Source organism: Nostoc sp. JL33, from assembly GCF_017114985.1.
Taxonomy (GTDB): domain Bacteria; phylum Cyanobacteriota; class Cyanobacteriia; order Cyanobacteriales; family Nostocaceae; genus Nostoc.
The window spans coordinates 41,969-62,683 of record NZ_JABXKP010000096.1 but is presented as its reverse complement, the minus strand read 5'-3'; the positions used below and the strand labels follow the sequence as shown (position 1 = coordinate 62,683).

Sequence of the window (20,715 nt, the reverse complement as noted above, 5' to 3'; positions counted from 1 at the left end):
CTCTGATTTCTCCGCGTCGCGCCAGTTGCTACAACGGGGGGAACCCTCGCAACGCACTGGCTTCTCCGCGCCTCTGCGGTTCGTTATTCCGTAACTCGTGCGTAAGTCCTAATTAAATTATTATTTATTGGCGGTTTGGTAAATTCATTATAGGAGCCTTAGCAAGATTATCCAAATTGATGGAGTGCAATAAACTTTGCCAATCTTCTTCAAAAGACGCATTATTAGAATGAGAAATGCGTATTTTTGCTAGCATATTTAAAGCGTCAAACCAAATCCCTTTTTCAGCATAGATTATAATCTGCTGTCGAGGATCAGTTGCTGCTTCTAATTGTTGCATAACACGAGAATCTAAATTGATTCTTTTAATATCCCCTTCTACATACACAGGAATGCTTGCTGACTGTTGGTTACAACGTACTTTTAAATACCAGCGATATGTCTTATCTACTTCTAATGAAGTAACAGTATTAGGGAGAGAAATACCAATGACACTGGGCTTTGAAGGTAGCGCGATCGCATTTCTATAAATATCATTTTCAGCGCTATCCTGTAAGCTAAATTCAGCGCTTGAGTTAGACAAATCCTTAGTGTACGGGATGTAAAACCAAAACGTAGGTCGTTCAGAAGTGGTTAGTCCCGCTACAATCCCGACAATTGATTTATTTGCCTGTCCGGCAACGTTTTGTTCCTCTTGAAATGGTACTAAGGCGGTGAGCGGGGTTGGAACCGCAGGGCAATTATCTCGACTACCCATTCCGGCTCTACGCCCAGATACAGGGCTTAACCGAGCGGGTGCTTTTGGCAAAATAAAAACTGGCCCAGAGGTAGGTTGTTGAGTTGAAGCAGGTGTACTAACTGGTTGCACAGGCTGCTTAGTAGTTGCTGGTTGTTTAGTTTGGGCTATTACTTGTGCTGGATATTGGGTGGTGCTGCCCAAAATCAGAGCAGTTGTTAAGATCCATTTCATTGACTTAACTCGGTAAATATGTAGTGAATCGTGCCAGAAAAAATGATTGTTAGGAATGATTAAATGTAGTTTTTATTATGACTAATACCCACGCCCTACAGATAAACACTATCTATGTTTATCGGTAGGGCGTGGGGGAGTTGATTTGATTCACGCAATTTGGGTTACTTGCTGATTCACACGGGGACGGCCAAAGCGCTCCCAAGCACTCCCTCCTCGCAGAAATAGTTCTAGGAAGCGCAATGGTTCTCCTGAATCGCCTGTTGACCAACCGGAACTACCAGGAGCAAAGGCTAAAGTTCCTTCAGATACCTTGAAACTGCCATCAGAATACACTGCATCACTGACCACATCTCCAATTCGGATCACAATCTTGCTTTGAGGCTCCAAATTAAGTGTATGCGCCGCAATAGTTGTTTTGATGTTGCCGTAGCCATCAATCCAGGCAATTCGATCTGGTGGAACATCTGGGATTTGCTCACGAATAAGACTATCTCCCAGAAGGCTAAAATCTTCACCCATGATCGCCGCCGCCGCCGGAGGAAAAACATCTCGTGAGCGAAACTGTGAGCCACCACGAGAAACGTTGACCACCCGCAACTCCTTTGTATGGTCTTTGATAAAGGAGAGGGTGTAGCCCGCATTCACACCCACTACTTTTACACCATTGGGTAAAAGGGCATAAGTTAGTCCTTCACCTTCATTGTCCCGGCGGGCTTCGGGATCATCTTGACGAGGCGCACAGTTGTGATAAATTAGGCGATCGCTCTTTCCTGGGTTGAGTCCCAATTGGGCAATCCAGAATCCCGTTGCCAAGGTACTGAATGCTGGAACCGAAAGCAAATGAATTTGGGCATCGGGAAAAGCCATCAGCAAACGCTGTGTGACTTCAATAAATGCCGGATCTCCTGTACCGTAGTCTGCAATGACGCAGATAAACATTCTCCTCCTCCTCCTGATGGGTAGTAATTTGCAATCAACCTAATTATGAATTATGAATTATGAATTATTCGGTCATCATGTGATTACAGGGTGAAATGAGCAGACAAATCTTTATTTCACCCCTATTAGTAACGTTAAAGTCTTAGTCAACGCAATGAAAACAATCACCTCACTTTTTAGCGAAGAACGCAACCAACTTCAGACAGATATTGATAATGCAACCAACATTGAGCAGATAGTTAAGCTGGTTCAGAACCGACTTGATAATCTCGAAAGAATTTACATTGAAAAGCTTAATGTAGCTCAAGTTCGTTTAGCTTCCTTTTTCCTGGATGCGCTGCGGCAGTCCATCGCCACTCTCGCTGCGGCTAACTATCCTCAAGTTGATCCAACAGAGCAAAGGAAAATTACTAACCCAGCTACAAAGTTTTTTCCCAGCAGATTAATCCTGAAAGTGCTACAGGGACTAATTTGTATAGGCATCTTAGGTTCGTTGTTTTCGTTAACTAAAACTACCCCAGGTGCATGGATGGCTATCTTGCTAACTGCTCTACTTCTAGGGCTAGAAGTTGTACTTCAACTCGACTTAAACAACCAGCAAAATAATTCTATGTCTCAAGAGCTATTGCAATTACCTCAACCTATTCTTCGGGTTGATAGCAAAGTATTTCTAGCTCACCTTGCCGATGCTCTCAACACTATTGACCTAGCAGTCGCTAGAGTAGAAGAATCTAATAAACATGAAGGCGATTTAGCAATAGAAGAACTGCCAGAGCTATTGAATTTTCTCCAAAGGCTAATGGGCGCAGCAAAACTTGATAAACCCCAAATGGCTCATGAACTGGCAAAACTTCTGCCACAGATTTTAATGTCTCAGGGAATTAACACTCAAATTTACCGAGCAAATGACCCTCACAGCGATCGCGGGTATTTTGACTTTGAGCCAAGTATCGACCCTGATACCCAAGATCACGTAACTATAACTCCGGCTTTGTTGAAAGGCGATCGCTTAATTAGGCGCGGTCGGGTAATTGAGCCAGCGTATTCCTCTTCTAAAGAATAATAGACAATAAGGGTATGGAAATTTTAGAAACAATCGGTTTTGATTTGGGACACGGTGAAACGGCTGTAGCTAAAGCGATAGTGGAAAGCATCGAACCCCCCCAGATGCTGGAGATTAATAACAAGAAGAACCAAATTACAGCTCTTGGTTGGCATCCCAAACTCGGTTATCTTGTCGGAGAACAAGCATTAATTCAAGCTGGCGTTACCCAACTGACAATCTCTTTCAAGCAAAAACCAAACAACGATCCAAAATATCGGGAAACAATTAGCACTTTTGTCGCAACCTACTACCGCCTTTTGAAAGAAAGCGGACAACTTGAAGGTGGGGAAAGTAGCTATTTTTACATTGGTTGCCCTTCAGGATGGTTAGTTAGCGATCGCTCAGAATACCAAAAGATACTTCAAGAAGCTGGCATTCCCCGACTAAATGTCGTACCGGAATCGCGGGCTGCTTTCATGCAAGCCAAAGAAGCCGGGAAGCTTGAGTATGACAAACTTCTGGCATCGGTGCTAATTGTCGATATTGGTTCTTCAACCACAGATTTTACTCTGGTTAAGAGCTTAGAAGAAATCCCGATAGATTTTGGGAGTAATACTTTAGGAGCATCCCTAATTGACAAGGCAATTTTTGCCCGTACTCTCGCCAACCACGAGCAAAAAACATTACTCGAAAAAGTATTTCAGGAATATCCGCATCACCAAGCTCGTTGTGAACTTGCTTGTCGCAAAGCTAAAGAAGATTACTTTTCTAATGAACAGCTATACAGCGATCCTGAATCCTTCGCGCGTGGCTTCGAGTCGATCAACGAACAGATTTATTTTATTCCCCAAGTCAATAAATTGATCATGGAGGAAATCTTAAACCAACCTTTGCCGGAATTGGAGCATCATAGTTGGGTGCGATCGTTTCACGACTCTTTAAAAGAGGCGAAAGAAAAGGTGGAAAAACTTGGAATCGTGCCGAAACTTGTGCTGATGACTGGCGGTGCATCTCGGATGAAATTTACGCACTTCCTTTGTCAGGAAATGTTTCCCGAACCAGAAACGCTGCTTCGCCCTGATCCGGAACCAGAACGGTGCATTGCAATGGGTTTAGCACGAGTAGGACGATGGGATCTGCGTGCAGCTGCTTTTAAAGAAGAAGTCAACAAACTATTTACCTCGAATCAAATTAAAAGTTTGATTGAAAAACATATCCCGGAGTTAATCGAATCACTAACTAAGCCTTTGACAGATGGCTTGATTGTCAACGCAGTTAAACCAGGTTTAAAAGATTGGCAAAAAAACAAAATACGGACTTTAGCAGATTTGGAAACATCTTTGATCAGTCGGGCGGAACAGTGGCTCAAAAGCGATTTCGCTGGGCAGATAATTAATTATCAATGCGCTGCTTGGTTTAACAATAAAATACAACCCGATTTAGCCGCACAAACCGATCCAATATGTCGAAAGTTTCAGATCCCTAGAAGCAGCTTAAGATTCGAGGATAGCGTTGATCCAAATTTTGTTAACCCAGAGCTACGAATTGGAGATGCGATCATTGCTGAGACAGTAGCGTTTATCGTCAATGTAATAATTGGTGGCGGCACTGTAGCTAGCATCATCACTCTAATACTAACTGGACATTTAACTTGGCCGATTGCACTAGTATATGGGGCTTCGCTTATGGCAGCAGGAATGGAGCTAAATCGCCAGAGTGTTCAAGAAGTAATCAAGACAAATGTGGATGTACCTAGTTGGATTCGTTCTAGTTTTTTGAGTGACAAAAAAATCGAGGATATGTGTGAGCAAATAAAGCCTGAGTTAGAGAAAGTTCTTCAAGAACAACTGATAGCGGATCAACAGGCTTTTGATAAAATGATTGGCAAAGTTGAGCAAGGGCTTCAAAAAACCCTTTCTACCAAGGTTCAATCTTGTATAATTCTGATTCAATAGCGGTGATGTGTGCCAGGAAATATAGTTTTTATAACTTCTGATCGAATCCGCCTAAGTATTTTAAAAAGGTGGCGATAGTCAGAGTGCTGGCAATGGTAAATAAAGATGCAAACTTAGAGACAAAAGTCAATACGCTAGGGTTAAGGCTAGCCGTTTCAAGGTGACTCCTAGAATCTGTTTTTTTTCTCTGCGCCTCTGCGGTTTAAAAGTAATTTATCTAACCACAGAGGCAAGGCAGCGCGGTCTTGGGGGTTTCCCCCATGAGCGACTGCCGCGCAGAGAACACAGAGTAAAGAGATTAAAGAAGAATTTTTTGACCAAAATTTTTACCCACCTTGAAACGGCTTAAGTCTTAATAGGGGTTGGCGCATCAATACAGTTCAGTTAAGCATTTCTTCCTTCTCTTTCTTCTCTTCCTTTGCGTCCTTCGCGTCCTTCTCCCAAGGGGAGACGCTAACGCGAACGCGGTTCGTTAAAAAAATTGATTTTGACAAAGAGTTAAGCCTTAACTGAACCGTATTGGTTGGCGCATCTTCATACAGAATTGGTATTACCAGTGAATTAAATATGTAAATTGCTGAAAAGTCAATGATTAAAACAATAATTTTCTTTATCATCATTGGGCTGATTATCACTGGGATTTTAATCAATCCCATTCTAGTTAAAAGGCGAAGAAACCGTCTCAAACATCGTCCTTTTCCCCCACTTTGGAATGCCATTATTGAAAATAATCTCCCCATTTATCCTTGTCTTTCTCCCGATGAACTCAGACGACTTAAGGGACATGTTCAAGTATTCTTAGCAGAAAAACAATTTATTGGCTGTAGAGGATTACAGGTGACGGAGGAAATGAAACTGACCCTTGCTGCGATCGCCTGTTTACTCCTACTAAATGAACGTGGGCAGTACTTCCCCAGACTTCGTTCAATTCTGGTGTATCCCAATGCTTATTTTGTTGAGGAAAGGACTTCCATCGGAAATTATGTTGTTGAAGAAACGCGTGTGGCAAGACTGGGGGAATCGTGGACAACTGACCAATTAGTAGTGTCTTGGGAACAGGTGAAACTAGACAGCACTAATTGGAGAGATGGACGTAACGTTGTACTTCATGAATTCGCCCATCAGTTGGATCAAGAAGATGGTAAAGCTGAAGGAGTTCCTATACTGCAACGGAACTCAGACTATCCTATTTGGGCAAAGGTGATGACAGAAGCATATCAGCAACTTTGTAATGATGTTCTACAAGGCGTAAATACGGTAATGGATAGCTATGGTGCAACGAATCCCGCAGAATTTTTTGCCGTAGCGACCGAGACATTCTTTGAGAAACCGCACCAATTGCTGTCCAAACATCCGACACTTTATGAGCAACTGCAACGTTACTATCAATTAGATCCTGTGCAATGGGTTTGAACTACATCGGATTGTAAGTTAGTGTTGCTTGAAGACTCATATAGTTCAATCCTATCTCACCGGTTGATCGCAAAGCGCGATCGTCAGCAGTGCTGCTGCCGCCAGTGCTGCTATTGTGCGAACATGGTTCCAGATTGTCCAGTTGGTCAGGTATTTAGCCCATAGGTTCGCACCTTCAGTGCTGTCCGGTTTGGCGATCGCCAGTGCATCATTCAGTGGCACATTGAAGACGATCGTCACTAAAACGGTGCCAATCAGATAGATCAGACTGCCGACAAGCAAGTAGGCAGCACCACGTTGATGCAAGTTTAACACCGAGGAAACTGCTAGAAACATGCAAGCCGCAGCCGTTCCGAAAAGCGCTACCATAAACAACGGATTGATCGCCGTGATATTAATGGATTGCATAGCGGCAATACCCTCCTTCGGTTGGAGTCGTGTAAGGGCATTGATCACAAAAGTCGAAAAGGCAAAGAAGACGCCAGCCACCAGCCCGCAGCCTAGTGCCGAGAACAGCTTCAATGCGAAAAGATTAGTGGTTGTCATAAAGCCTCCTGTAGATTACCGCCTCTTGTGCTACCGCAAAGCTATCTGCAAACAGCCGATAACCAGCGATTAAGCTATCGTAATTGTTTGGTTTAACTGCGGTAAGCTATAACGGCATAAAACGGATCTCCTCCAGGTGCACCCAACCACTGTAAGAAATTCGGTAATGTTGATTTATGAGCTATAACTTCTGCGGTTGTAAATCCTGGAACTGAGGCGAAGTAAGCTTTGACTAATTCTACTCGCTCTGCTTCTGAAGCTTCCCGCCAAGCTTGAATCGCCTTTTCAAAAAACATCCGGTTAGAAAAGCTGATAATTGCGACACCACCGGGTTTCAGGATGCGGTAAATTTCGGAAAATACTGCTTCTGGATATTGCACATACTGCACAGATACGCAATTGAGAACAGCATCAAAATCTTCATCTGGTAAAGGTATCTGTGGATTTTCGTTAAGATTTTGCACAAAGTAATGATTTAAGCGAGGATTTCGTGCTAGTTCCTCAGCGTTGAGTCCGTGTCCTTCCACATGAGAAAACTGCATCTCTTCTGGTAAATGAGATACCCAGCTACTCATCATATCAAAAATGCGGGTGTTGGGTTTGAGGCGATCGCGATATAAATCCGTTAGCTGTTGAATAAATCCTTCATCGACATGGGTAACGAACCGGGGATAGGCATAGAATAGCTTATCGTCTGTATCGTCTAATTTCAGGCGTTGATTCGGTTTTAACTGCATAAATCTCTGTTTTGGAGAACTTTTTTTGTTAAGTCAAAGTAGTTCAGCACCATTGCTATTTAAATCAGATAGCTTTGATTATAATTGGGCATTGTGTTCAAGTATTGGTTACGGCTTTGATACATTCTGTTTTGAGAAGGACTAAATTATCAGTCTCCAAAACTGTACAAGAGTTAATTAATGTCGCTAACACAGGTAGAGTCTTCTGTAACTTTGCGATCGCTTGTTGTGCTGCTGGCTGATATTGTTGTAGCCAAGTGTTTTTAGTTATATATTCTGGAACGAATGCAGAACGTTCTAATAACCAAAAAGTTACGTGGTATTTTTGGATAAATTCTTTAACCTGGTTAATATCTTCAGTATATTGGGCATTAATAAGGTCAACCATCCTCTGCCGAAATTGAGCGTAATATTTTGTATGGATCGGTAAAGCATATTCTTTACCCACCAAAATTGTTCTTTGAGCAAAGATAGGTATGTTATCTGCTTCTCCAGAAGTAGAAGCTATGACAATATTTTGCGGTTGCTTTTGCAAAAAATTATATAATGTTGGGGCTTTACCCTCTAGATAAGGGGTTTTGGGAAAAACTTTTAAGGTGAAGCTGCTAGGGTACAAAATGAGTGCTGCACTAAAGATCATAATAGTCCCCAATATTAAAATTTCTCTCCCATTTTGTCTCGACCATTGAAATGTAGCATCTAAAACCAAGGTAATAGAGATTGCTGCTGCGATCGCAAGTACCATCTTAAAAGTATGATGGGTGTAGCGGCTAGGCCAGTGCAGTTGAAAAGCTAAGGCATGGGCAGTAAAAAACATTATTAAACTAGCTATTACTACCTGTAGTAATAGTTTTACTTCATCGTTTAGCTGCTTGGTTAGGAGAAAATGAGGCTGGAATCTCAGGATAATTGGTAATAATAAACCAAATAATAGTTGAGGAGGTGAAATTAAAGCAAGAAAACCGCTATCTCTACCATCAAACCAATAATTAATAATATTATTACTAAAATAGCTGACTCTTCCTCCATGCCAGTACTCCGGCATAGTTCTCGCAACAGCAGCAGTAATTGCCGGCCCAAATTGTGATGATTGAATGGCATAAGGTAAAATCGCAATAGCAGCAATCATCATGGCTGCTGCAAAGAAAATAAAATCTTTTCGGTTCTGAGAAATAGTTATCTGCCCATTCTGCCAGCGAAATAATCTCATAAATAAAATTAATAAATTGACAAAACCTATTATAGGATATATTAAACATTGGAGTGCAAGTACAATTAATATACCTAACCCCGAACACCGTATTGAATAATATAGAAAAGCTAAAAATAGGGGATAAATCAAATCTCTAGGAGTAGCAGAAAATAGGTCATCATGCATACAAAGAGTTTGATTTAAAAGTAAAGATGCGATAAAACCCACCATTGGCACTGGTAATATCTGCATACAGACTAGAAAGCAATAGCTAGTTGTAATTAGTCCCAGTACTATTGGAAAAATTTTGCTAAATAAAATTAGATCGATATCTAAAGCCGCAATTATTTTATAAACAATACCATATCCAATTGGTGTCACAGACTGAAAATAATCAGCGATTAAATCCCCAGGAAATAAATCTGGGTTAAAGTAACGATACATCCAAGAAATATATTCCCGTGCATCGTCGCTGACTATATATTTACTGCTGAAAGCTTGTCGCAGCCCCATAAGAATATAGCCAACAGCAAAAGTTATACTTAGACTGTACCAAAAGATGACAGCCAATCTAGATTGATGTCTGCTTTTTTGAGTAATAGGTGTTGTTAAAAGCTTTTGTAATTGTGCAATTAGCATTGTGCGCGTCCATGTATAAATAAATCGTGTGAATTAGGAAAATCAAAAGCTTTTTTCAATTTTTCTGATTGTACAATCTTCAAGTACTAAGCGGCCATTTCTAGAGTCAATAATTCCGGGGCATCCCAAATGTGTAAAAACATAATTTGTGATTGCGTACTTCTTTAGCATTCGCAAAGCGTCTCGTTGGCGCAGCCCAAGGTAGAGAAGAGAAGCAATCGCAAAGTACAGATGGGGAGCATCCCAATGAGTGTAAAATCTAACAATCTTCCGTCGTTCCTCCTCGCAATGACATATTAAATTTTATTATTTCATTGAATAATAAAAACTGGGATGCACCCGTACACATGTTGCGATTGCTTCTCTTGATTGGGCTTGATTCGCAATTGACTTATAACGATTTTGGTAAATTTGCTTCGATTGGGATGCTCCCAATAATTCTAGCAACACTCTGTTTTCTACCCAGAAAGAAAGGTAATCAAAGCCTAACTGTCTGGGTTAAAAGGATGGGGTGTCGCTTGCGGATGCAAAATTTCACCTAGAACTTCTGCAAGGCTTTTCTTATCAGTCATAGGTTGATATTATATAAATGATTAGCTTGTGCTACTTGATTATACTTAGATTCTGGTTCCCGATCGCCCTTAAGAAAAACTTTGCGATTTACTATTTTTAGTTTGTTAGCTTGGATACTGCCCTTGTTACTATTTAATTCTGGGCACAATAGTCTGATGGCACATGATGAAGGGCTTTACGCATCGCGTGCACGTCTGATGTTTGATTCTGGTAATTGGATAACTCCTTGGGAAAATGCACATCATAAAACCCCTGGCCCTTATTGGTTAATTGCCAGTTCCTACAAGCTGTTTGGTATCAGTGATACTAGTGCGCGTCTTCCTAGCATGATTGCTGGCATTTTTAGCTTATGGCTTGTGTATGAAATCGGCAAAATTATGCTAGGCAAAAAATTAGCTTTGCTAGCTGCTGCAATTTTAAGTGTGGAATTTCTCTGGCTGCAATACTGCCGCTTAAGTACACCTGATGTACCTATGGTTCTCTTGGTACTTTTAGCTATTTGGTCTTTAATAAAAACGGAATTACATCCTAAATATCACTATTTTTGGAGTTTTCTAGCTGGTTTAAGTTTAGGTTTAGGCTTCTTAGTCAGAAGCTTTATGATTTTTTTGCCAATTATAGCTTTATTCCCTTATTTAATTGGGGAACATCGCCGTCATCGTCATCTTACTAACCCAATTTTGTATTTAGGCTTTTTCGTAGGTTTAATACCTACTTGTGTTTGGCTGTACTTAAGCTGGCTGCACTACGGAAATCAGAGTTTTGAGGAGTTGTTCAAGTTTGTTGTACAGTTAGGTTCTGAGGATCGTTACAATAATGGGCCGCTGTTCTATATATGGAATATCCCTTTAATAGCATTTCCTTGGGCTTTTTTCGGAATTTTAGGTTTAGTTTTGACTCTCCGTCGTCCGATTGTTCGCTACCAGTTAATATTAGTTGGTTTTCCACTTGTCTTATTTTGTGAACTTAGTCTTTTTACCACTCGTTTCCCTCACTATAGTCTTTGCCTTTATCCGTTCATAGCTTGGTTTGCATCTGTGGGTTTAAACTGGCTAGGCAATATTTACCAAGCAGAAATTCCCCCACAATTACCTCTTAAAAAGGGTAAAAAAAATATATTAAACTTTTTTGCCAGGAAGAATCTGCCGCGAAATCTCAGTTATGGCTTTGGTGGGTTAGGTGTTTTACTGGTAATAGCGAGTATTGGCGTTCTTATTTGGGGTGATTCTGACATCCGTAAGTATGCAACTATTGGCTTGGCTATGGGCTTGGGTTGGTTAATTTTGCCTGTGGTGTGGATTAGTCGTTACCACTTTGGCAAAAAGTTTCTCACACCTCGTTACTGGATTGCAGGTTGGTTAATTCCCTGTTGGCTGGCTTTGGCGACGATGGGTAGCATCGGTCTGTTAAGTGACTATAATCCTGTTTTGAGAACTTTTTTACAACAAAGTGCGATCGCCCCAATTATCCAAACTCATCCGATCTATTTTGTGCAACTAGACGCTAAAACCAAAGTACTGCTTAATTTCTATCTTTATATTCGCCCCCAACCAGTAGTCTCTATTTCCCAAGTACCAGCTTTAAGCTATGTTCTGACCTATGCTGACCAATCACCAAAATTATCTCGACCTCACCGCATTATTGGTACAGTAAAAGAGTATCAGTTGATTCAAATCCTTCCCTAAGACGGATTTAAATCAACTGTTGCTAAAAAAGATTAATCTAGTTACAATAGTACGTACACTAAGTATTTTGTGAAATGGTTTCTACATCTAATCACTCCCTAGCTTTAGAGTCGTGGCAACAAAATCTCGCACCATACAATTTGGGCTACAGAATCAAATTAGTCTCGCAACTGCTGAGTCGCAAGTTTACTGAGAGGCTAGAACCCTTTGGATTAACACCATTTCACTGGTTGGTGTTGTGCTGTCTTTGGCAAGAAGATGGTTTACCTACTTCTAGTATTGGAGACAAACTCAAACAAGTGGGAGGCACTTTAACAGGCGTACTAGATCGGATGGAAGAACGCGGCTTGGTGCGTCGAGAACGCGACACCCACGATCGCCGCATCTGGCGGATCTGGCTAACGGATGCAGGTAAGGAACTAGAAGCTGTTTTACCGCCAATCGCCGCAGCCGTGCGTGATGAAGCGATGGACGGTATTTCCTTTGCTGACCGCGAACTGTTTTCCCAAATGTTGAATCGGGCGATCGCTAACCTCTCCTAAAGATAGTCCCACAATCACCCGTTCGGGTGAGGCACTGTAAAGATTTATTTTGAGATAATAATACGCATACTAAGGAAATAAGATTTTTTTCAGGAAATAGTACGCATTCTAAATAATCAATTTATTGAAGGAACAAGCGAGTTAGCAATTATGGGCGCTAATACTTTGAACGGACGCAACGGACACAAGACCCCAGTTTTAGAAAAAGAATTGATTCCTGATTCAGAGACTTTAGAAGTTGTGACAGCAGAGACATCCGCAACAGCAGAAGCACCTGCTGTAACTCCTGAGATCGAGAAAGAAGTTCCAGCAAAACGGAAAAAACCGACTGGTTTAATTTTGGCAGCATTAGGCGTAGGTGCGATCGCCGCAGGTACTTTTGGTTATCACTACTGGCAATACGCCTCCACCCACCAGGAAACAGACAACGCCACCGTTGCGGGAAACATTCACCAAATTAGTAGCCGCATTCCCGGAACTGTAAGTGAAGTGCTAGTGAATGATAACCAACTGGTGCAACCGGGACAATTGTTGGTGAAGTTAGATCCACGAGACTATCAAAGTCAGGTACAACAAGCACAAGCCGCCCTAGAAAATGCTCGTGGTCAGGCGCTAGCCGCCCAAGCAAATATTGCTTTAACTTCACAAACCACCACTGGTAAGACAACTCAAGCGCAAGGAGATGTCAGTGGTGCAGTCGCAGCAATTTCCACAGCCCAAGCAGCAGTACAAGAAGCCCAAGCTGGGATACCAGCAGCGCAAGCTGAAGTCAGACTAGCCGAAGCAGGGATTCCCGCCGCCCAAGCGCAGGTAGCGCAAACAAATGCGAATTTGGAAAATGCCCAAGCAGATTACAATCGCTACAAGCAGTTGTATGAATCAGGTGCGATCGCTCGCCAACAGCTAGACGCATCCAAGGCCGCTTTTAATGTGGCTACGGCACAAAAAAACGGTGCTATTCAGGGAGTACAACAAGCCCAAGCCAAGTTAGCCTCTGCCAGAGTTGGTGTCGCCAAAGCCCAGTCTCAACTAGCCCAGGCGCAAGAAAATGTCACCAACGCCCAAGCGAAATTGGCAGCATCTAAGGGAGGATTGCAACAAGCTACCGCAGGCGGACAAGATACCACAGTAAAACGTAGTCAATACGAAGCGGCAAAAGCGGCGATCGCGCAATCAGAAGCATCGCTGAAAAACGCACAATTGCAACTATCCTACGTTAATGTTACCGCCCCCAGTGCCGGACGCATAGGTAGAAAAAATGTCGAAGTTGGCAACCGAGTCGCAGCAGGGACACCATTAATGGCGATCGTGGATAACCAGTATTGGGTAATTGCGAACTTCAAAGAAACTCAATTAGAAAAGATGCAGCCAGGAGAGCCAGTAGAAATCAAGCTGGATACTTTCCCTCATCATACCTTTATTGGTCGTGTTGACAGTATTTCCCCAGCTTCCGGCGCTCAGTTTGCCTTATTACCACCGGATAACGCTACAGGTAACTTTACCAAAGTTGTGCAACGCATCCCAGTAAAAGTAGTATTCGACCAAAAGAGCATTCAAGGATACGAATCGCGGATTACTCCGGGGATGTCTGCGGAAATTGCTGTGGAAGTCAAGTAATACCATGTGCGCCAAATTGCCCATAATAAAAGAACCCCACCCCCAACCCCTCCCCGCCTGCGGGGAGGGGAGACAAAGCTACGCTTTGGCTCTTTGGGGTTCTTAGGGTTTAGTAAGTAATCAACCGGACATCATTAATCCGAAATTGCCTGGAAACAGATGAAAAACCTCTTTCTACCTATAACATTCTCCTACATCTAAAGACAGGCGTATAAAGATGAGGTGAGATGATATCTATGAAAACAGATTGGTATAAAGCAAGCCTGATATGAAAAAACCGCTACTACCTGCTTTAAGGTCAAAAAATTACCAACTGTTTTTTGCCGGACAAGGTATTTCCCTAATTGGGACGTGGATGACGCAACTTGCGACGATTTGGCTAGTTTATCACTTGACAAACTCCCCATTAATGCTAGGAGTTGTGGGATTTTCGAGTCAAATTCCGAGCTTTTTTTTAGCTCCCTTTGGCGGAGTATTTGTAGATCGCTTTTCTCGGTATCGTACCTTAATTTGTACGCAAATCTTGGCGATGATTCAATCGTTAACATTAGCAGCGCTGGCGCTGACTGGTGTGATTCAGGTATGGCAGATCATCGCCTTGAGTTTGTTTCAAGGATTTATTAACGCCTTAGATGCGCCAGCCCGCCAAGCATTTGTGCCAGAATTGATTGAACGCAGAGAAGATTTAGCCAATGCGATCGCGATTAACTCCACAATGATCAACGGTGCTAGATTAATTGGGCCTGCGATCGGGGGTTTATTAATTGCTGGTGTTGGAACTGGCTATTGTTTTTTAATTGATGGTTTGAGCTACATTGCTGTAATCGCCGCTTTATTGGCAATGAAAGTTAAACCGTGGAAAAATGTGGTAAGTGACGGGAATCCCATACAAAAAGTCAAAGAGGGATTTGTATACGCCTTTAGTTTCCCACCGATTCGATCCATCCTATTGCTATCAGCTTTAGTCAGCCTGATGGGACTGCAAAACACTATTCTCGTACCAGTTATTGCCGAACAAATTCTCAAAGGTGGTGCAGAAAGTTTGGGTTTTTTGATGGCGGCTTCTGGAGTTGGAGCCTTAACTGGTGGTATTTATCTAGCGACGCGCCAAACAATCTTGGGAATTGGGAAATTGATTGCTTTAGCACCAACAATTTTAGGAATTGGTCTAATTGCCTTTTCTTTTTCTCGATTTTTACCACTTTCTTTATTTACAATGTTATTTGTTGGCTTGGGAACAATTCTCCAGATTGCTGCTAGCAACACATTTTTACAAACAATTGTTGAGGATGACAAACGCGGGCGATTGATGAGCTTATACACGATGTCATTTTTGGGGATGATTCCCGTGGGTAATTTATTAGGAGGTTTCTTAGCAAGTCATATTGGTGCTCCCAACACTTTAATTATTGATGGGATAGCTTGTATTATCGGGTCGATCATATTTAGCAGACAGTTGCCTGCTTTAAGGCAAATAATGCGTCCAATTTATGAGCAAAAAGGTATTATTACGACTCAGGAAGTTTAAGATAGATAACCGCAGTTAAATTTATATCTATGTTATACCGATTTGCAGTTGAGTCCAATACAGACCTAACCCCCAACCCCTTACGCCAGGTGCTTCTCCCTACAGCCCTGCGGGCATCCTACGGCAGGCGCTAGCCTCTCCCTTTGGGAGAAGGGGAGACGCTACGCGAACAAGTCGGCGGAGCCGCCCAACGCACTGGCTCCCCTAAATTCGCGCAGCGTCTCGTTGGCGCAGCCTCTCGTAGAGAAGAGAGGGAAGAGGAGTAAGATTTAAAGCCTCTCTCCTAAAAAAAGAGAAGTTTGGAGTGAGGCCAAAACTGTACTGCACCCAAGCGAAAACCTTATAATGAGCTTTTATCGACTACTCATATTGTAATTTCGCCGCGCCCAGAGAAAGATAAGATTTAATAATAGATTTTTTACTACTTAACTCTGAAACAGGAAAAACACTATGGCTAATACAGGTGTAATTCATCAGCAAGCACCACCAGAGCGTGTCCCGCTAAAAACCTGGATTGGTGTATTGGCCAGTATGCTTGGTGCATTTATGGCAGTATTAGATATTCAAATAACTAATGCTTCGCTGCAAGATATTCAAGCAAGTTTAGGAGCAACTCTAGAAGAAGGTTCTTGGATTTCTACGGCGTATCTCGTAGCAGAAATTGTGGTAATTCCTCTCACAGGATGGTTATCACGAGTGTTTTCTCTACGACGTTATCTGTTAGTCAATACTGCATTATTTATTTTCTTTTCTATCTGCTGTGGTTGGGCGTGGGATCTCAATTCCATGATTTTCTTTCGGGTCTTACAAGGTTTTAGTGGAGGAGTATTAATTCCCACCGCAATGACAGTTGTATTAACGACTTTACCTCAATCTAAGCAATCAGTTGGTCTGGCTGCATTTGGTTTTAGTGCAGTTTTTGCACCCTCAATTGGGCCAACATTAGGAGGTTGGTTAACAGAAAATTTTGGTTGGGAATACAACTTTTATATAAATGTAATTCCAGGGGCATTAATGCTAGCTGGTGTTTGGTATGGAATTAAGCAAGAAAAACCCCAAATTAATTTACTGAAACAAGGTGACTGGTGGGGAATTATTGCGATGGCTATTGGGTTAGGTTCCCTACAAGTTGTTTTAGAAGAAGGTAGCCGTAAAGATTGGTTTGGTTCAGCGTTGATTGTGCGCTTAAGTGTGATCGCGGCAATTTTTTTGGCGATATTTTTCTATATTGAATTAACTCGTAAACAACCATTTATTAATTTACGGCTTGTGTTTCGGCGAAACTTTGGTTTAGCGAGTATTGTCAATGTATCGCTGGGAATAGGATTGTATGGTTCAATTTATATTTTACCTCTGTATCTTGCCCAAATTCAGCAATACAATGCGTTGCAAATTGGTGAAGTATTAATTTGGGCTGGTATTCCCCAACTGTTTATTATTCCCCTCATACCCAAATTGATGCAACGCATTGATGTGCGGTTAATGGTAGCTGTGGGTGTGACTTTGTTTTCCATTAGTGCATTTATGAACTCTGGAATGACTAATCAAACTGGATTAGATCAGTTACGTTGGTCGCAATTTGTGCGTGCAATGGGACAACCTTTAATTATGGTGCCGCTTAGTTCTATCGCCACTGCTGGATTGAGTCAGCAAGAAGCGGGTTCAGCAAGTGGTTTATTTAATATGATGCGGAATCTGGGCGGTTCTCTAGGAATTGCATCTTTAGCAACTATATTAAGTAACAGAGAGCAATTTCACTCGAATAGATTGGGTGATACAGTATCTTTATATAACCCAGAAACTCAACAGCGAATTGACCAAATGACGCAGTATTTTGTCAGTAAAGGAGCAGATTTAATTACAGCACAAAATCAAGCGATCGCATCCATATCTAACATCGTTCGCCGGGAAGCATTTGTAATGGCTTTTAACGATTGTTTCTACTTTATTGGCATTGCATTGTTACTCAGTGGGATTGCAATTATATTCTTAAAAAAGGTTAAACCAACTGGTGGTGCTGTCGCTCATTAAATTTGTTCAATAGGTTAAAATGTTTGATAAAAGTACTAAGGTACTAAAATGGTCATTAGTCAAAGTAAGTACTATATCTCCCCACAAGAGTATCTAGAAGGCGAGAAACTAAGTGAAATCAAACATGAGTATATTGATGGGCAAGTCTACGCAATGGCAGGGGCAAGTGATGCTCATGTCACTGTAGTAGGAAACTTATTTGCCATGCTGCGAAACCATCTCCGGGGTAGTGGATGCCGTGTTTACATGGCAGATATGAAAGCACAAATTGATGTCATAAACCGCTATTTCTATCCTGATGTGATGGTTACTTGTGATACAAGAGATAAAGAATTTGAATATTTTAAGTCCCATCCTTGCTTAATTATCGAAGTGCTTTCTGAGTCAACAGAAGGCTATGACAGAGGCAAGAAATTCGCTAGTTACCGACACTTAGAATCACTACAAGAGTATGTGCTAATTTCACCAGATCGAATGAGTGTCGAATGCTTCCGCCGCAATGAAGAAGGACATTGGGTACTTTACCCTTATGAAAAAGAGCAAGAAGTGCATTTAGCTAGCGTTGATTTTCGGTGTGCGGTCGCAGCTATATATGAAGATGTATTATTAGTATCCTAATCCAACGCACTAGACTTGAAACATTCTCTAAGAGGATGTTTGAAAAGTATTGGGCGAATAGAATAGAGCCTCCGGCACGCTGACGCGTAGCTTGCTTCTCCGTAGGAGTACGCTACTACACAAACTCTCGTCCACCTCCGTGGACTAATACAAAATTAAGGTTTTTTAACCCACGGAGGTGGGTTTTGTATGTGTAGCCGCGACTTCCAGTCGCCCGGTGAGTAATAAATTAGACTTTTCAAACATTCTCTAAGAAATAAGTTCCCAACTCTTTGATTCGCTCTACCCAAGCTTTAACATCATCAGCCGCTTTATATTTCCATTGAAGTTGAAGTACTTCTCTGGTGTAAGAATCATCAAACACCACGTTGTTTTTATTTTCAAATATTGGTGCTTGGAATTTTACTTGAGCAGCCTGTGCAAACAAAGTTGCCATCTGGCTAATACTCAGATTTTCAGCCGCCGCAAGGTAGTGTCCTCCTTTGGAGCCTTTTCGTGCTGCGGCGATGTAGCAGTCTGCCAAATCTTCAACGTGAATCCAAGCGGTGATAAAATCTGGCGGAAATGGCTGATAGCCTTCGTGGGGTTTCCCAGTGATGAACTGCTGAATTGCAAAATCCCAGATACTGCCACGGGTAGGGGATGAACCATACACTGATGAAGGATAGACGATGGAGGCGTTACCTCCTTTGCTAATATATTCTTCTATTAGTTCATCCTTCATCAAATTTACATTTACTAGTAACTCAATCCATGCCAAATATTCCAGCTTTCTGGAGCCTGTGTGGGGAGGTGTTTCTGTTATTCTTCCTCCATCAGCAGTCACTAAAGAGAAATTGCCACTGGTGGCGATGACATGAATATCTGGGGAAACCGCACTAGCAGCGTTTAAAGCGGCTTCTAATGCTATACGATCTTTCTCAAATTGAGCTTCTTTGGTTGATTCTGGAGGCATGTGCCATGCCAAATTAATTACCGTTTTAACATCATGCTTGCGAATTACTTCTTCAACATCCTCTTGAGAAAATTGTTCTTCTTTGGAGTAAATTATTTCTTTACAGAAGGGTTTGATAGCCTCAATGTCACTCCTTGGACGCACAAGGGCTAATACGGCAAAATCTTGTGTTTGGGAAAGCTTGCGACACAATGCTCCACCAATATAGCCGGTTGCGCCCATGAGCAAGATATTTTTAACTGAACTGTCTATCTCGTCTGGAAATTCTTTTGTTTCTAACATATTTGAGAGTTATAACTAATCAAATTTTTCAATTTTCATTCAACTATCTAATATTAACTACAAATTTGCTTTCGACAGTTTTTCAATTTGCCCAGTAAAGTATGCTTCTTCATGTTTGAGTTGTTGCGCTAGTTCTAACCCTTTTTGAAAAGCTGTTAGTGCTTGAGGAAACTCTTTGCGTTCTAGATACAATTGCCCAATTTGGTCATAAGCTTGCATCATCCCGTAAAAATTGGCGGCTTGCGCCTGTATTTGCACAAGAATTTGGCTAGCCTGCAAAGCCTCGTCTGTTTGTCCTTGAGAACGGTACAGCACAATTAACTTCTGCAAAGCTTCACCAGCACGAACGTACTCTTTTAATTGCCAAGCAGTGGTGTAAGCTTCTTGATAATTTTTAAAAGCTTCTAACAGTAAGTTAGGATCTTTCTTTGCTAGAGATTCATAATTTGAAGCGATCGCTAGCTTTAATTGTGGTATTTCAGTAAGATTATTTTCATTGACGTAAATTTCTGCTAGTTTATTAAGTACATTCAATGACTGCTGTGGTTGGTTTGTCTGCTCATAAATCTCAGCCAGTCGTTGCAGATATGTTACCTCGTTTGCACGTTCGCCTTGGGAAGTCGCTAAACTGAATAATTCCTCGTAGATTGGGGCGGCTTTGCGATAATCAAACCAACTCAAATGCAGTTCTCCAATTGTCTTGAGGATTTCTACTAGTGCTGTGGGATTTTTTTGCTGTCGCACTACTAACAAAACTTGGTCGTAAACTTCTAGAGCTAGTTTAGGCGATCGCACATTTTGGTAAGCTTGACCTAGCGATCGCCACAATTCTAGATCAATTTGGGCAGTTGTTTTCTGAGATTGTGCCTGCTTTTGAATTGCTTGCGATCGCTGCGTAATATATTGTACCTCTGGGCTGTCGTTTTGCTTCCAAGCGATCGCCCCGACTCGTGATAGTGCTTGTACCTCTGCTAATGAACCTAAAAAGCGTCGCAAGCGCAGTTCCCGGTTCCAAATTTCAAACGCCGCCACCTGATCCCCTGCTTGCAGTTTCGCTGCTGCTTCTTGGTTTAAGGCATCCAGCGCTGGTTCTAACATTTGCCGTTCTTCCAGAGTTAACGGCTGTTTATCCTTGGGCAAACGTGGTAGCAGTGGATCGGGTGTGGTAATTTCTAGGGGACTAGGAGGAAATTCATCCGGTGGTTTGGGCTTTTTACTCTCTGCCAGCGTCAAGGAGTTGCTAAAGAGTATAGCGGCAGTAACAATCACAATTAAGCGCCTGAGCATGGGTACTTTACCTTGCCTTGAGTTAGTTGCATAAGGAAATTGCTAATTATCCCCATACCTTATTATTTACGTCAAGGGTTATTATCCTGCTTCTCTAGATTATTTTATGTCTCTATAGGGTTCCTATTTGATTGCGTGAAAAGACTCTTTAGGTGTGT

16 protein-coding genes are annotated in these 20,715 nt (G+C 41.9%); 9 read left to right on the top strand and 7 right to left on the bottom strand.

The annotated features are described in order from the left end of the window. Positions 1-124: 124 nt before the first annotated feature. On the bottom strand, positions 125-970 hold the full coding sequence (locus HWQ23_RS28810) for a DUF928 domain-containing protein (protein ID WP_292836424.1): 846 nt from the start codon (positions 968-970) through the stop codon (positions 125-127). A gap of 150 nt (positions 971-1,120) precedes the next feature. Then, a complete protein-coding gene (locus HWQ23_RS28805) occupies positions 1,121-1,912 on the bottom strand; it encodes an SAM hydrolase/SAM-dependent halogenase family protein (protein WP_292836422.1) in 792 nt (263 codons plus the stop codon). 154 nt (positions 1,913-2,066) lie between these two features. Between HWQ23_RS28805 and HWQ23_RS28800 the strand changes: the two genes are divergently transcribed. The 3 genes from HWQ23_RS28800 to HWQ23_RS28790 all read left to right on the top strand — a co-directional run bounded on the left by HWQ23_RS28800 (position 2,067) and on the right by HWQ23_RS28790 (position 6,325). Further along, positions 2,067-2,975, top strand: coding sequence for a hypothetical protein (locus HWQ23_RS28800; RefSeq protein ID WP_292836420.1), 909 nt, complete (start codon positions 2,067-2,069; stop codon positions 2,973-2,975). A gap of 14 nt (positions 2,976-2,989) precedes the next feature. Continuing rightward, complete coding sequence (locus HWQ23_RS28795) at positions 2,990-4,912, top strand: Hsp70 family protein (protein ID WP_292836417.1); 1,923 nt, start codon at positions 2,990-2,992, stop codon at positions 4,910-4,912. A gap of 588 nt (positions 4,913-5,500) precedes the next feature. After that, positions 5,501-6,325 carry a M90 family metallopeptidase gene (locus HWQ23_RS28790; protein ID WP_292836415.1) on the top strand — a complete coding sequence of 275 codons (825 nt, stop codon included), beginning with the start codon at positions 5,501-5,503 and terminating at the stop codon, positions 6,323-6,325. Between the two features lie 51 nt (positions 6,326-6,376). Here the strand turns inward: HWQ23_RS28790 and HWQ23_RS33515 are convergent, their stop codons facing one another. The 3 genes from HWQ23_RS33515 to HWQ23_RS28775 all read right to left on the bottom strand — a co-directional run bounded on the left by HWQ23_RS33515 (position 6,377) and on the right by HWQ23_RS28775 (position 9,439). Next, positions 6,377-6,694 carry an anthrone oxygenase family protein gene (locus tag HWQ23_RS33515; RefSeq protein WP_365743043.1) on the bottom strand — a complete coding sequence of 106 codons (318 nt, stop codon included), beginning with the start codon at positions 6,692-6,694 and terminating at the stop codon, positions 6,377-6,379. Between the two features lie 269 nt (positions 6,695-6,963). Beyond that, entirely contained in the window at positions 6,964-7,608 is a 645-nt protein-coding gene (locus HWQ23_RS28780; protein WP_292836411.1) for a class I SAM-dependent methyltransferase, read from the bottom strand. Positions 7,609-7,705: 97 nt separating this feature from the next. After that, a complete protein-coding gene (locus HWQ23_RS28775) occupies positions 7,706-9,439 on the bottom strand; it encodes a hypothetical protein (RefSeq protein WP_292836410.1) in 1,734 nt (577 codons plus the stop codon). Positions 9,440-10,167: 728 nt separating this feature from the next. Here HWQ23_RS28775 and HWQ23_RS28770 point away from each other — a divergent pair. From HWQ23_RS28770 to HWQ23_RS28745, 6 genes are all read left to right on the top strand, one after another. Further along, the gene (locus tag HWQ23_RS28770) at positions 10,168-11,697 is read left to right on the top strand and encodes an ArnT family glycosyltransferase (protein WP_292836408.1); all 1,530 of its coding nucleotides are present in this window, start codon (positions 10,168-10,170) and stop codon (positions 11,695-11,697) included. A gap of 74 nt (positions 11,698-11,771) precedes the next feature. Continuing rightward, positions 11,772-12,239 (top strand): MarR family winged helix-turn-helix transcriptional regulator, encoded by a 468-nt coding sequence (locus HWQ23_RS28765; protein ID WP_292836405.1) that lies wholly within the window; start codon positions 11,772-11,774, stop codon positions 12,237-12,239. Between the two features lie 150 nt (positions 12,240-12,389). Beyond that, positions 12,390-13,856 carry an HlyD family secretion protein gene (locus HWQ23_RS28760; protein WP_292836402.1) on the top strand — a complete coding sequence of 489 codons (1,467 nt, stop codon included), beginning with the start codon at positions 12,390-12,392 and terminating at the stop codon, positions 13,854-13,856. A 268-nt stretch (positions 13,857-14,124) separates the two neighbouring features. After that, on the top strand, positions 14,125-15,384 hold the full coding sequence (locus HWQ23_RS28755) for an MFS transporter (RefSeq protein ID WP_292836399.1): 1,260 nt from the start codon (positions 14,125-14,127) through the stop codon (positions 15,382-15,384). A gap of 450 nt (positions 15,385-15,834) precedes the next feature. Further along, a complete protein-coding gene (locus HWQ23_RS28750) occupies positions 15,835-17,415 on the top strand; it encodes a DHA2 family efflux MFS transporter permease subunit (protein ID WP_292836396.1) in 1,581 nt (526 codons plus the stop codon). A 48-nt stretch (positions 17,416-17,463) separates the two neighbouring features. Next, positions 17,464-18,033 carry a Uma2 family endonuclease gene (locus tag HWQ23_RS28745; RefSeq protein ID WP_292836393.1) on the top strand — a complete coding sequence of 190 codons (570 nt, stop codon included), beginning with the start codon at positions 17,464-17,466 and terminating at the stop codon, positions 18,031-18,033. A gap of 238 nt (positions 18,034-18,271) precedes the next feature. Here HWQ23_RS28745 and HWQ23_RS28740 read toward each other — a convergent pair whose 3' ends face one another. Beyond that, a complete protein-coding gene (locus HWQ23_RS28740) occupies positions 18,272-19,270 on the bottom strand; it encodes an NAD-dependent epimerase/dehydratase family protein (protein ID WP_292836390.1) in 999 nt (332 codons plus the stop codon). A gap of 57 nt (positions 19,271-19,327) precedes the next feature. Continuing rightward, a complete protein-coding gene (locus HWQ23_RS28735) occupies positions 19,328-20,557 on the bottom strand; it encodes a tetratricopeptide repeat protein (protein ID WP_292836387.1) in 1,230 nt (409 codons plus the stop codon). Between the last annotated feature and the right edge of the window lie 158 nt (positions 20,558-20,715).